This is a genomic window from Nocardioides marmoriginsengisoli, from assembly GCF_003725695.1.
Classification (GTDB): Bacteria; Actinomycetota; Actinomycetes; order Propionibacteriales; family Nocardioidaceae; genus Marmoricola; species Marmoricola marmoriginsengisoli.
The window spans coordinates 444,026-456,777 of record NZ_RJSE01000003.1 but is presented as its reverse complement, the minus strand read 5'-3'; the positions used below and the strand labels follow the sequence as shown (position 1 = coordinate 456,777).

Annotated in this window: 13 protein-coding genes and 2 tRNA genes; 11 read left to right on the top strand and 4 right to left on the bottom strand. The window is 69.6% G+C overall.

Going from position 1 to position 12,752, the window contains the following annotated elements; all coding sequences use genetic code 11:
* Nucleotides 1-12 precede the first annotated feature (12 nt).
* The 7 genes from EFK50_RS04200 (at nucleotide 13) to EFK50_RS04170 (ending at nucleotide 5,774) form a co-directional block, all read left to right on the top strand.
* Nucleotides 13-813: a fumarylacetoacetate hydrolase family protein gene (locus EFK50_RS04200; RefSeq protein ID WP_123226277.1), complete on the top strand. Its 801-nt coding sequence runs from the start codon at nucleotides 13-15 to the stop codon at nucleotides 811-813.
* Nucleotides 806-2,377 (top strand): glutamate--tRNA ligase, encoded by a 1,572-nt coding sequence (locus tag EFK50_RS04195; RefSeq protein ID WP_281273982.1) that lies wholly within the window; start codon nucleotides 806-808, stop codon nucleotides 2,375-2,377. The genes EFK50_RS04200 and EFK50_RS04195 overlap by 8 nt, the downstream gene beginning before the upstream one ends.
* Before the next feature lie 2 nt (nucleotides 2,378-2,379).
* Nucleotides 2,380-3,336 (top strand): CPBP family intramembrane glutamic endopeptidase, encoded by a 957-nt coding sequence (locus EFK50_RS04190; protein WP_123226276.1) that lies wholly within the window; start codon nucleotides 2,380-2,382, stop codon nucleotides 3,334-3,336.
* 44 nt (nucleotides 3,337-3,380) lie between these two features.
* Nucleotides 3,381-3,452, top strand: a tRNA-Gln gene (locus EFK50_RS04185).
* 110 nt (nucleotides 3,453-3,562) lie between these two features.
* Nucleotides 3,563-3,635, top strand: a tRNA-Glu gene (locus EFK50_RS04180).
* Between the two features lie 128 nt (nucleotides 3,636-3,763).
* Nucleotides 3,764-5,227, top strand: coding sequence for a DNA-3-methyladenine glycosylase 2 family protein (locus EFK50_RS04175; RefSeq protein WP_123226275.1), 1,464 nt, complete (start codon nucleotides 3,764-3,766; stop codon nucleotides 5,225-5,227).
* A gap of 1 nt (nucleotide 5,228) precedes the next feature.
* On the top strand, nucleotides 5,229-5,774 hold the full coding sequence (locus EFK50_RS04170; protein WP_342772368.1) for a methylated-DNA--[protein]-cysteine S-methyltransferase: 546 nt from the start codon (nucleotides 5,229-5,231) through the stop codon (nucleotides 5,772-5,774).
* A gap of 174 nt (nucleotides 5,775-5,948) precedes the next feature.
* Here the strand turns inward: EFK50_RS04170 and EFK50_RS04165 are convergent, their stop codons facing one another.
* Nucleotides 5,949-6,575: a MerR family transcriptional regulator gene (locus EFK50_RS04165; RefSeq protein WP_123226274.1), complete on the bottom strand. Its 627-nt coding sequence runs from the start codon at nucleotides 6,573-6,575 to the stop codon at nucleotides 5,949-5,951.
* Nucleotides 6,576-6,643: 68 nt separating this feature from the next.
* Between EFK50_RS04165 and EFK50_RS04160 the strand changes: the two genes are divergently transcribed.
* Complete coding sequence (locus EFK50_RS04160) at nucleotides 6,644-7,045, top strand: hypothetical protein (protein WP_123226273.1); 402 nt, start codon at nucleotides 6,644-6,646, stop codon at nucleotides 7,043-7,045.
* Nucleotides 7,046-7,109: 64 nt separating this feature from the next.
* Here EFK50_RS04160 and EFK50_RS04155 read toward each other — a convergent pair whose 3' ends face one another.
* Genes EFK50_RS04155 through EFK50_RS04145 form a run of 3 tightly spaced genes read right to left on the bottom strand, consistent with a single transcriptional unit; the run spans nucleotide 7,110 to nucleotide 9,784 of the window.
* Complete coding sequence (locus EFK50_RS04155) at nucleotides 7,110-7,337, bottom strand: DUF6752 domain-containing protein (protein ID WP_123226272.1); 228 nt, start codon at nucleotides 7,335-7,337, stop codon at nucleotides 7,110-7,112.
* Nucleotides 7,334-9,013 (bottom strand): class I SAM-dependent methyltransferase, encoded by a 1,680-nt coding sequence (locus EFK50_RS04150; protein ID WP_148046045.1) that lies wholly within the window; start codon nucleotides 9,011-9,013, stop codon nucleotides 7,334-7,336. The genes EFK50_RS04155 and EFK50_RS04150 overlap by 4 nt, the downstream gene beginning before the upstream one ends.
* A gap of 48 nt (nucleotides 9,014-9,061) precedes the next feature.
* On the bottom strand, nucleotides 9,062-9,784 hold the full coding sequence (locus tag EFK50_RS04145; RefSeq protein ID WP_123226270.1) for an IclR family transcriptional regulator: 723 nt from the start codon (nucleotides 9,782-9,784) through the stop codon (nucleotides 9,062-9,064).
* Between the two features lie 119 nt (nucleotides 9,785-9,903).
* Between EFK50_RS04145 and leuC the strand changes: the two genes are divergently transcribed.
* From leuC to EFK50_RS04130, 3 genes are all read left to right on the top strand, one after another.
* Nucleotides 9,904-11,316: a 3-isopropylmalate dehydratase large subunit gene (leuC, locus tag EFK50_RS04140; RefSeq protein ID WP_123226269.1), complete on the top strand. Its 1,413-nt coding sequence runs from the start codon at nucleotides 9,904-9,906 to the stop codon at nucleotides 11,314-11,316.
* Nucleotides 11,317-11,318: 2 nt separating this feature from the next.
* Entirely contained in the window at nucleotides 11,319-11,921 is a 603-nt protein-coding gene (gene leuD / locus EFK50_RS04135; RefSeq protein ID WP_123226268.1) for a 3-isopropylmalate dehydratase small subunit, read from the top strand.
* Nucleotides 11,922-12,155: 234 nt separating this feature from the next.
* The coding region (locus EFK50_RS04130) for an HU family DNA-binding protein (protein ID WP_148046067.1) at nucleotides 12,156-12,752 on the top strand (597 nt) is incomplete at its 3' end.

Here is a 12,752-nt window from a genome sequence, read left to right as displayed (position 1 = left end):
TAGAGTCGAGTAGTGCGTATCGCGAGGTTCACCACTGGAGAAGATCCCCTGTTCGGCGTGCTCACCGGGGACGTCGACGACAACGGCATCCCCGATGACGACTGCGTGATCGTCGGGCTCAACGGCGACCCGCTCCACGTCGGGCTGCACCTGGCGAACAAGGAGTACCCGCTCTCCGAGGTGCGCCTGCTCTCGCCGGTGATCCCGCGCAGCAAGGTGATCGGGATCGGCCGCAACTACGCCGCCCACGCCGCCGAGCTGGGCCACGACCTGCCGTCCGAGCCGTTGATGTTCATGAAGCCGAACACCAGCGTGATCGGCCCGGACGACCCGATCTTCTACCCGTCGCAGAGCAACGAGGTGCACTACGAGGGCGAGCTCGCCGTGGTGATCTCGCGCCCTTGCCGGGACGTGCCGGCTGCCACGTTCCGCGACGTGGTGCAGGGCTACACCGTCGCCAACGACGTCACCGCCCGCGACCTGCAGCGCTCGGACGGCCAGTTCACCCGGGCCAAGGGCTTCGACTCGTTCTGCCCGCTCGGCCCCTGGATCGAGACCGAGCTCGACGTCTCCGACCTCGCCGTGAAGACCTACGTCAACGGCGAGCTCAAGCAGGACGGCCGCACCGCCGACATGATCTTCGGCGTCCCGGAGCTGATCGAGTACGTCTCGTCCGTGATGACCCTGCTCCCCGGAGACGTCATCCTCACCGGCACCCCCGAGGGTGTCGGACCCGTCCAGCCCGACGATGAGATCGAGATCTTCATCCAGGGCATCGGCAACCTGACCAACAAGGTGAAGAAGCGTGACTGAGAAGCTCGAGAACGTCCGGGTCCGGATGGCGCCCAGCCCGACCGGATCGCCGCACGTCGGCCTGGCCCGTACGGCGCTCTTCAACTGGGCGTTCGCCCGCCACCACGGCGGCACCTTCGTGTTCCGGGTCGAGGACACCGACAAGGAGCGCAGCACCGAGGAGTCGCTGACCGCGATCATCGAGGTCTTCCGGTGGCTCGGCCTCGACTGGGACGAGGGCCCCGAGGTCGGGGGCGCCTACGCGCCGTACAAGCAGTCCGAGCGCGGCGACCTGTACGCCGACGCGCTGGCCCGGCTGCGTGCGGGCGGCTACACCTACGACTGCTACTGCACCACCGAGGAGCTCGACGCCCGTCACGAGGTCGCCAAGGAGGCCGCCAAGGCCGCGATCACCGCGGCGAAGGCGGCCGCCGCGGCCGACCCGGAGGACGCCGGGCTCAAGGCGAAGGTCGACGAGGCCGTCACCGTTCTGAAGTCCCAGGTCCTCGGGTACGACGGCTTCTGCCGCGCGCTGACCGAAGAGCAGGTCGCGGGATTCGCGGGCCGTGCGGCCGTGGTCCGGTTCCGGATGCCGGAGGGCCGGATCGGCTGGGACGACCTGGTCCGCCAGGAGATCTCCTTCGACACCAAGCACGTGCCGGACTACGCGCTCGCGCGCCCCAACGGCGACCCGCTGTACACGCTGGTCAATCCCGTCGACGACGCTCTGATGGAGATCACCCACGTGCTGCGCGGGGAGGACCTGCTGTCCTCCACGCCCCGTCAGATCGCCCTGTACGACGCGCTCGCCGCGGTCGGGATCGGCAACGGGACGACGCCGCGGTTCGGGCACCTGCCGTACGTGATGGGCGAGGGGAACAAGAAGCTCTCCAAGCGCGACCCGGGCGCCAGCCTGCTCGGCTACCGCGAGGACGGGTTCGTCGCCGAGGGCCTGCTCAACTACCTCGCCCTGCTCGGCTGGTCGGTCGCTGCCGACCGGGACGTCTTCGGCGTCGAGGAGCTGGTCGAGAAGTTCGACATCGCCGACGTCAACGCCAACCCGGCGCGCTTCGACCTCAAGAAGGCCGAGGCGATCAACGCCTCGCACCTGCGGTTGCTGTCGCTCGACGAGATCACCCATCGGGTGCTGCCGTTCCTGAAGGCCGCCGGCGTCGTCAGCGACCCGGTCTCCGATGCGGACGCGAGGCTGCTCGAGCTGGCGATGCCGCTGATCGCCGAGCGGATCAACAAGCTCACCGAGGCGCCGGAGATGCTCGGCTTCCTGTTCGCCGACGAGGTGGCCTTCGATGCCGACGACGTGGCCAACGTGCTCGACGAGGACGGACGCGCCGTGGTGGCGGCTTCCCGCGAGGCACTGACCGCGCTGACCTCGTGGAGTACCGCGGACATCGAGGCTGCTCTGCGCGCCAAGCTGGTCGAGGAGCTCGGGATCAAGCCGAAGAACGCGTTCGGACCGGTCCGGGTCGCGATCACGGGTCGCCGGATCTCGCCGCCGCTGTTCGAGTCCCTCGAGCTGCTCGGCCGGGACGTCTCGCTGGCCCGGCTCGACGCCGTCCTCGGCTGAGGATGACCGCGACGCCGGCGCCCTCCGCGGAGGGCACGCCGTACCCACTGGTCCTGCGGACGCCGACGTACGCGTGGTGGCAGCCGGCTGCGGGTCTGGTGCTGCTCCCGATCGCGATGTTCATCGTGGTACCGCTGCTCCTGCTTCCGCTGCTCGCGGCCACGGTGGCGGCAGACCACACCGGCTCCTTCAGCAAGGCCTTCGAGGCGGCGGCGAGCCTGGACCCGGTCAGCTGGCAGGGCCTGCTCTACCTCAACCTGTCCCTGGCCGGCCTGACCCTGGTGACGTGGGGGATCGTCCGGTTCGTGCACGGTGTCCGCCCGCGGTGGCTGACCTCGGTAGCGCCGGGGTTCCGGTGGCGGTTCTTCTGGGCCTGCTTCGGGTTGTCGGTGGTGGCGATCCTGGCCCAGATCCTCGTCGGCGCTCTGATGCCCAGCGATCCGAACGACCTCGGCGGCTCGCTCAACCACGTCGACGCGACGTACCTGGCCCTGGCCGCGGTCGTCCTGTTCAGCACGCCGCTCCAGGCGATCGGCGAGGAGTACGTCTTCCGCGGTTACTTGATGCAGGCGTTCGGCGCGCTCACCCGGCGGCCGTGGATCGCGGTGGTGGCGAGCGCATTCCTGTTCGCGTGCGCGCACGGCGTCCAGAATGCGCCGCTGTTCCTGGACCGGTTCGCCTTCGGGCTGATGGCCGGGTACGTCGTGCTGCGCACGGGCGGGCTCGAGGCGGGGATCGCGCTGCACGTCTGGAACAACCTGGTGGCGTTCGGGCTAGCGCTGGCGATCGGCGACATCGACGACACCCTCAACGTGACCGAAGTCGGGTGGTCGAACCTCCCGCTCACCATCACGCAGAACGGCGTTTACCTGATCCTGGTTCTGCTCGTCGCCCACAGGATGGGAATCACATCGCGAACAACGCACCCCGTTTTGGTGGCCGGAAGCCCACGCGTGTAAGGTTTCGTCTCGGTTCGGACAGCCTCAGTATGTGTCCGAATTGGTGGGATATGGTGTAATTGGCAGCACGACTGGTTCTGGTCCAGTTAGTCAAGGTTCGAGTCCTTGTATCCCAGCGAGTGACGTCAGTGGCTCACGATTTGGCTTGCGCCTCGTGCAACCGATAGAGTCACCCTCGCTCAGGCGCTGCTGCGCAGGGCCGTGCACGACAAAACTGAAGAAACCTGCTCCGTTCGTCTAGTGGCCTAGGACGTCGCCCTCTCACGGCGGTAACACGGGTTCAAATCCCGTACGGAGTACCCAGAGCAAGAGCCCGGTCCCATCGGACCGGGCTCTTGCGTGTGTCAGGACGGTGCGGTTCAGTCATCGAACGGTCGCGTCCGTTTTCCGCTAGAACTGTCGGTGGGCATCGGGAAGACTCGTCGGCATGCACCAGGACACGGAGGCCTGCTACCGGGCCGTGAAGAGCAAGGACCGCCGCTTCGACGGGGTCTTCTACACGGCGGTGCGCACCACCGGGATCTACTGCCGCCCGAGCTGCCCGGCGATCACCCCGAAGCTCGCGAACGTGACCTTCCACCCGAGTGCCGCCGCGGCCCAGCTCGCCGGCTACCGCGCCTGCAAGCGCTGCCTGCCCGATGCGACACCCGGCTCGCCCGAGTGGGACCTCGCCGCGGACGTCGCCGGCCGGGCGATGCGGCTGATCTCCGACGGGATCGTGGACCGCGACGGCGTCGACGGGCTGGCGGCCCGGCTCGGCTACTCCACCCGGCAGCTCAACCGGGTCGTCTCGAGCTCGTTCGGGGCGGGGCCGCTCGCGCTGGCCAGGGCGCGTCGCTCGCAGACCGCGCGGGTGCTGATCGAGACCACCGAGCTCTCCTTCGCGGACGTCGCGTTCGCTTCCGGCTTCGCGAGCATCCGGCAGTTCAACGACACCGTCCGCGAGGTGTACGCCGCGACGCCGACGGAGCTGCGCGGCCGACGCGGCCGGACCAGTGCGTCCGGTTCGATCGTCACGCGGATCGGCGTACGCGAGCCGTTCGCGGGGACCGAGCTCCTCGGCTTCCTGGCGCTGCGCGCCGTACCGGGGATCGAGGCGGTCGACCTGGAGGCGGGCTGGTACGAGCGCTCCCTCGATCTGCCGCACGGCCCCGGCGTCGTCCGGATCGATCTCCGCGACCGACCGGCGGGTCAGGTGCCGTGCCGGTTCGCGCTGGCCGACGCGCGCGACCTGGCGCCCGCCCTGGAGCGGACCCGCCGCCTGCTCGACGCCGACGCCGACCCAATCGCGGTCGACGAGCAGCTCGGCGACGATCCCCGGCTCGCGCCGCTGGTACGACGCCGCCCCGGACTGCGCGTCCCCGGCCACGTGGACGGCTTCGAGGTCGCGGTCCGCGCCGTCCTCGGGCAGCAGGTCAGCGTCGCCGGCGCACGCACGCTGGCCGCCCGGCTGGTCGACTCGCACGGTCGCGAGCTGGACCTCGCCGGGCAGCACCAGGTGACCAGTCTCTTTCCCGCCGCCGATGCACTGGCCGGCATCGACCCGGAGGAGATCGCGATGCCGCGGGCCCGGGGGCGCGCTCTCGCGGCCATGGCCGCCGCTGTCGCCGACGGGACCGTCGCGCTGGATCGCAGCGCCGACCGCGGCGAGGTCCGCGACTCCCTGCTCGCCGTACCGGGGATCGGGCCGTGGACGGCGGACTACATCGCGCTCCGCGCCCTCGGTGACCCCGACGTGTTCCTGCCGACCGATCTCGGCGTCAAGCACGCGGCCGAGCACCTCGGCATCGACGACATCGCCCGGCACAGCGAGGGCTGGCGACCGTGGCGCTCGTACGCACTCATCCACCTCTGGTCGGGCCTCTCCGGCCAGACGAACAAGGAGTCATAAGGTGACGACGACCATCCAGCAGCACCAGGCCATCGAAAGAGCAGCGACCATGTGGACCGTGATGCCGTCGCCGAAGGGCGCGGAATCGTTCGGCGACCTGCGGATCATCGCGAACGATCACGCGATCCTGGCGATCGAGTTCTCACCGTTCCGCGGGCTCGCCGACGGGAAGCCGATCGGGGACCGCAACGACGAGGCGCCGCTGCTGCGCCGTGCCGTCGAACAGCTCGAGGCCTACTTCGCCCGCGAGCTCCGGGTCTTCGACCTGCCGCTGGCGCCCCTCGGCTCCTCCTTCCAGCAGGCCGTCTGGCAGGAGCTGGCCCGGATCCCGTGGGGCGAGACCGCGTCGTACGGCGAGATCGCCCACCGGCTCGGGCACACCAACGCCGCCTCCCGCGCAGTCGGCTCCGCGAACGGCAGCAACCCGATCCCGATCGTGATCCCGTGCCACCGCGTGATCGGCGCCAACGGATCATTGACCGGGTACGCCGGCGGCCTCGGACGCAAGCAGCAGCTGTTGGAGCTGGAGCAGGACGCGCTGTTCTGAGGGATGAGGTGTGGTCCGGCCTCGGGCCAGCAGCACCCGGCCCGCCCACGCCTCCCCGAACATGCGAATGTTGCTCCTGGTGCTGGAGTGCGCTCGTTCCGCCCCATGCGTCACATTCGCATGTTCGGGGACGGGCGGCGCGGGCGGGCGCGGGAACGACGGGGCGGGGGAGCGCTAGGTGCCCTCGGTCAGCTTCCGGGACACGTTCTCCTGGGCGATACGCCGGATCGACAGGAGCACGGGCTCCTGGAGGACGGTGCCGATGACGGCTGCTTCGACGTCGGCGTCGATGAGCTCGCCGCGCTCGTCGAGGTGGACGGAAGCGACCTCGCGCATCACGATCGGGCGCAGGGCGTGGGCGTAGAGGAACAGCATCTCGTCGCTGATCGGGTGGCCGACGTCGTCGAGCACGTCGAGGGCGTGCGCGAGAGCCGCTGCCTGGGGGTGTCCCGGGGCGAGCTGCCAGCCCTGCGCCTCCAGCATGTCGTCCACGCGCGCCAGGGATCCGGGGGTGGGCGGGGTGCTCTCGGCGGTTCCGAGGCGGGTGTGCGCGGCGCCGACCGCGTCGTGCCACGAGTCGGCCGCCTCGATCCCGTCGAGTACCTGCCGGACTGATTCCAGGCGGAGGCCGGCGACGTCGGTCAGGGCCCGGATGAGTCGGAGCCGCCGCACGTGGGTCTCGTCGTACGCCGCCCGGGTTGCCCCGGTCGCGGTGCCGCTCGGGAGCAGGCCCTCACGCAGGTAGTACTTGACCGTTGCCACGCTGAGTCCCGAGCGCGAGGCCAGCTCCGCCATCCACATGAAATGATCTTGACATTAGATAGTTCTACTGTCCAATATTGGAGAGTAGAACTATCTAAGGAGTTCGCATGTCCGACGAGTCCCGGATCCTCGCGGGGATCCTCTTCCTGTCGCTGGTCACGGTCGAGACCGGCGGCCTGTACCTGGTCAAGCTCTGGAAGGACGCCGCCGGCGCCACGCCGTTCCAGATCGGATTCGCCCGCGCCGGGCACGCGCACGCCGCGGTGCTGCTCGTACTGGGGCTGCTCGGCCTGCTGTACGTCGACCAGTCCGGTCTCGAGGGCGGATGGGCGTGGATCGCGCGCTCCGGGGTGCCGATCGCGGCCATCCTGATGCCGGCCGGGTTCTTCGCGGCGTCGGCCGGCACTGGCCGGACTACGCCGAACGGGTTCATCGGGCTGGTCTTCGCGGGAGCCGGAGTGATGGCGGTCGGCCTGGCCACGCTGGGCGTCGGGCTGCTGATCGCCTGACCATGCTCGGTGTCCCACCGGGGTCGACACCGCCGCCCCGGTCTTCGGTTGCTGACGCCTGACGTCAGCCTGCGAGCGTCTCCTCGCGGAACTTGGCGAGTAACTCGGCGAGCTTCTTCTCGTCGCGCTCGGTGGCGGGGACCAGCAGCTCGGCGAGGATGTCGGTCAGCTCGGCCAGCTGCCGGTTGAGCTGGCGGTTCTCCATCACCGCGTCCTCCAGGTCGAGGATCCGCTTCGGCAGGTAGACCGTCTCCGACAGGTACCGACGGATGCCGTACTTCTTCCGGCTCATGCTGATGCCTCCTGGTTCGGGTGGTTCCAGTGCGCGACGATCCGGGCGACCTTCGGGTCGGGCCGGTCGAACAGGTCGGTGCCGCGTTCGACGGTGACCTCGTCGACGATCCCACCGCGCGCGGTGATGCCGGCGATCACGCGGTCGACGGCGACCCGCTCGACGAGGTGCCCCGGGGTCGGCTTCGGTCGGCGAACGCCGCGTTCGAACATGCGAATGTGACGCATGTGGCCGCCGGACCTCACTCCAGCCCCACGAGCAACATTTGCATGTTCGGCGACGGGGCGGGGGTGAGAGGAAGGGTGCGACCAGTCGGTGCTGAACTCGAGCAGCAGCGAGCCGCCGCGGCGCAGGGCCATCGAGGCGATCAGGAAGAGGTGGTCGAGGGCTTCGGGGTTGAGGCAGCCGACGAGGCCGCGGGCGTAGAGGTGCACCGGGTCGGGGATGCGGGCCAGCTCGGCGCCGGCGGCGAGGGCGGATCGGCGGTCGTTGAGGGCGAGGGTCCGGGCCTGGTCCTCGGTGCCTCCTGACCGGACGATCCGGCGGCGGGTCTGGCGCAGCGCCGTACCGGACGCGTCGTAGGCGAGGACCAGCCGGCCCTGGCGGGTGAACCAGGACGCGTCCCGGCCGGTACCGCAGCCGAGGTCGGCGATCGGCGCCCCGGGCGGGATCCGCTTCGCTGTCCACTTCGCGAACGACGACGGCTGCCACGGCACCTGCTTGCGGTGCTCTCGGTAGTACTCGTTCCACGGCACCACGTCGTGCCGGACGCCGCGCACCCAGCCCTCGATCCGGCGCAGGCCGCCCGGAGGGTCGTCGTTCTGGAAGGCCGGGTCCGGCGTCCGCCAGGACGGCCCGTAGAGGAAGGCGAGGACGGCCTCCGGGTCCGCGGGGGCGGGCAGCTCGACGCCTTCGAGGGTGACGATTCCCGCAGGGCTGAGTGCCGAGACCGGCAGCGGGCCGCTCCGGCCGCCGAGCTGGTAGTAGGTGCCGCCGACGTGGAACCCGCCGAAGATGTCGATGTGCACCACCCGGCCGTCGGCGAGCCGGTGCATGAGCTTGAGGTCGGCGCCCGACATCCGGACCACCCGCCAGCCGAGCCGGCGCAGCTCGCGCTCCATCGCGTAGGACTCGTAGACGACCTGGGCAGGGGTGTCGGCGCGGCTCAGGTAGGCCAGGTCGGCGTCCGAGTCGTGTCCGATCATCCGGCCGTCGCGGACGGCGCCGAGCAGGCAGCCGTAGGAGAGGTGCGCGTCGTACCCGAGCGAGCGTAGGTCCGCGAGCGCCTGCCGGGTGCCCTCGACGACTTGGGCGCGGATGTCGTCGCCGGTCTCGGAGAACACCCGGGTCAGGTGGCCGGCGCTGTCGACCGCGAGCGGGTTGCCGTGCCGGTCGCGCAGCGCCAGCGGCTCGTCGGAATCGCCGAACGCGACGGTCTGCTCGTGGTGCACCTCGTCGGTGCCGACCAGGGCGACCCGGGTGGTGCCGTGCAGCCGCCCGCGCAGCGCGGCGGGCCAGCGCACCCGCCAGCCCCGCGGGGTCCAGGTCCCGTCGCGCGGCGTGCTGAACGACCAGACGTAGGCGTCGTCGAAGGTGACTGCCAGCGTTCCGCGTCCGCTCCGGGGCACGAGCACGTGGTGCTCGGTCACGGCGTAGGGCACGAGGAGTCCGATCAAGCAGGCAATGTTTAGCGGATCAGTTTACTTTAACCGCGCCTGCCGAGGTCATTCCGCGGCGGCGCGCCGCAACGACTCCGAGAGCCGGTCGGCGGCGGCGAGCACGGCCGGCGCGTGCATCCGGCCGGGCTGGCGGGAGAGCCGCTCCAGCGGACCGGAGACCGAGACCGCGGCGATGATCTTGCCGCTGGGGGAGCGCACCGGCGCCGAGACCGAGGCGACGCCCTGCTCGCGCTCGCCGATCGACTGGGCCCAGCCGCGGCGACGGATGCCGGCCAGAGCGGTGGCCGAGTACGCCGCGTTCTGGAGTCCGCGGTGGATCCGCTCGGGGTCCTCCCAGGCCAGCAGGATCTGGGCGGCGGAGCCGGCCCTCATGGTGAGCTGCGACCCGACCGGGATGGTGTCGCGCAGGCCGCTCGGGCGCTCGGCGGCGGCGACGCAGACGCGGTACTCACCCTGGCGGCGCCACAGCTGGGCGGACTCGCCGGTGATGTCGCGGAGCCGGGCCAGCACCGGGCCGGCGGCGGCGAGCAGCCGGTCCTCGCCGGCGGCGGCGGAGAGCTCGGCCAGCCGCGGGCCGAGGACGAAGCGGCCCTGCATGTCACGGGCAACCAGGCGATGATGTTCCAGAGCGACCGCGAGCCGGTGCGCGGTGGGCCGGGCCAGGCCGGTGCCGGCCACCAGCCCGGCCAGCGTCGCCGGTCCGGACTCGAGGGCAGCGAGAACGAGGGCGGCTTTGTCGAGAACGCCGACTCCGCTAGAGTTGTCCATATAGCAATACTGCCGTCTCACCCGCTGAGATGCAAGTGTACGGTCGGTATTGACCCGAAGTGGTGTTCGACGAGGCCCGGAAGGCGCGGGCCCGTCATCGAGGAGACGAAGGAGGAGCCATGGGCAAGACCCTGGCAGAGAAGGTCTGGGACGAGCACGTCGTCCGTTCGGCGGAGGGTGAACCCGACCTCCTGTACATCGACCTCCACCTCATTCACGAGGTGACCTCCCCGCAGGCGTTCGACGGGCTCCGTCTCGCCGGCCGTCCGGTACGCCGCCCCGACCTCACCCTGGCGACCGAGGACCACAACGTCCCCACCGTCGACTGGGACCAGCCGATCGCCGACCCGGTCTCCAAGACCCAGGTCGACACGCTGCGCAAGAACGCCGCCGAGTTCGGCGTCCGGCTGCACCCGCTCGGTGACGTCGACCAGGGCATCGTGCACGTGGTCGGCCCGCAGCTCGGACTGACCCAGCCGGGCATGACGATCGTCTGCGGCGACAGCCACACCAGCACCCACGGTGCGTTCGGCGCGATCGCCTTCGGCATCGGCACCTCCGAGGTCGAGCACGTGCTCGCCACCCAGACGCTGATGCAGGCCAAGCCGAAGACGATGGCCGTGACCATCAACGGCTCGCTGCCGGCCGGCGTCACCGCCAAGGACATGGTGCTCACCCTGATCACGCACACCGGCACCGGTGGCGGTCAGGGCTACATCGTCGAGTACCGCGGCCAGGCCATCGAGGAGCTCTCGATGGAGGGCCGGATGACGGTCTGCAACATGAGCATCGAGTGGGGCGCGAAGGCGGGCATGATCGCCCCCGACCAGACCACCTTCGACTACATCGCCGGCAAGCCCGAGGCGCCGACCGGAGCCGACTGGGACGCGGCCGTCGCGCACTGGAAGACGCTGGTCACCGACGCCGATGCCGAGTTCGACGAGGAGATCGTCCTCGATGCCTCGACGATGACGCCGTTCGTCACCTGGGGCACCAACCCGGGCCAGGGCGTGGCCCTCGGCGGGACTGTTCCGGTCCCGGCCGACTTCGAGGACGAGCAGGACCGGATCGCCGCCGAGAAGGCGCTGGAGTACATGGGCCTCGAGGCCGGCACCCCGATGCGCGACGTCCACGTCGACACCGTCTTCGTCGGCTCCTGCACCAACGGCCGGATCGAGGACCTGCGCCTCGCCGCCGAGATCATCAAGGGGCACAAGGTCGCCGACGGCACCCGGCTGCTCGTCGTACCGGGGTCGGTGCGGGTGCGCCTGCAGGCGATGGAGGAGGGTCTGGACAAGGTCTTCACCGAGGCCGGTGCCGAGTGGCGGGGAGCCGGGTGCTCGATGTGCCTGGGCATGAACCCCGACCAGCTGGCCGTCGGCGAACGCAGCGCCTCGACGTCGAACCGCAACTTCGAAGGCCGTCAGGGCAAGGGTGGGCGCACCCACCTGGTTTCCATTCCCGTGGCTGCCGCCACCGCGGTGCGCGGCACGCTCTCGTCACCTGCTGACCTGGTCAGCGCGGAGGTCTGATCATGGAGAAGTTCACCAGCCACACCGGCGTCGCCCTGCCGCTCAAGCGCAGCAACGTCGACACCGACCAGATCATCCCTGCGGTGTACCTCAAGCGGGTGACGCGCAGCGGGTTCGAGGACGGCCTCTTCGCGGCCTGGCGCAACGACCCCGAGTTCGTGCTGAACAAGCCCGAGTACGCCGGTTCGTCGGTGCTGGTGGCCGGCCCCGACTTCGGCACCGGCTCGTCGCGCGAGCACGCCGTGTGGGCGCTGCAGAACTACGGGTTCAAGGCCGTCATCTCGTCACGGTTCGCCGACATCTTCCGCGGCAACTCCGGCAAGGCCGGGCTCGTCGCAGCGCAGGTCGACGAGAAGGTCGTGCAGCGGATCTGGGACTACCTCGACGAGCACCCGGGTGCGACCGTGACGGTCGACCTGGAGAGCCGCACCGTGAAGGCGGGCGAGGGACCGGACGCGATCGTCGACTCGTTCGACATCGACGACTACACGCGTTGGCGCTTGCTCGAAGGTCTCGACGACATCGGGATCACGTTGGGAAATTCCGAGTCGATCACTTCGTTCGAATCCGCACGCCCGTCGTGGAAGCCGGTGACCCAGCGCTGATCCGGTTCGACATCGCGTCGGAGAATTCCCATCTCTGTATGGGGAATCTCCGACGCTTCGTCATTCGTGCACGACGTCGTTGATCGTCGTCGGTCGACCGCGATCGAATTGCGTTTCGAATTCTCTGCGCCGACACGCGCAGGTGTGCATTGCTGCGACGGTCCGATTTGCCTAGCGTGCAAAGAGAAAGTCGAGCACGGAGCTCGATACCAGACGTTCACGAAAGGGAAGCTTGTGAACAAGAGTCAGTTGATCGACGCTCTTAGTGCTCGATTCGAGGGCAACAAGAAGGCGGCGGCGCACGCGCTGGAGTCGGTGCTCGACACCATCACCCGTGAGGTGGCGAAGGGCGAGAAGGTCGCCATCACCGGTTTCGGTTCGTTCGAGAAGCGCGTCCGCGAGGCTCGCTGGGTGCGCAACCCGGCGACCGGCGAGAAGATGAAGTCGAAGAAGACGAACGTTCCGAAGTTCAGCGCCGGCGCTGACCTGAAGGCGATCGTCTCGGGCGCCAAGAAGCTGCCCGCTCTCGCGCAGGCCACCGTGGTGAAGCAGACGTCGAAGACGGCTGCCGCTGCCAAGAAGACTGCGACCAAGACGGCCGCTGCTGCCAAGAAGGCTGCTCCGGCCAAGAAGGCTGCTGCGAAGAAGGCCGCCAAGAAGGCTCCCGCCAAGAAGGCCGCTGCCAAGAAGGCTCCTGCCAAGAAGGCTCCTGCCAAGAAGGCTCCGGCGAAGAAGGCCGCTGCCAAGAAGGCTCCTGCCAAGAAGGTGGCCGCGAAGAAGGCTCCGGCGAAGAAGGCCGTGGCCAAGAAGGCCCCCGCGAAGAAGGCCGTG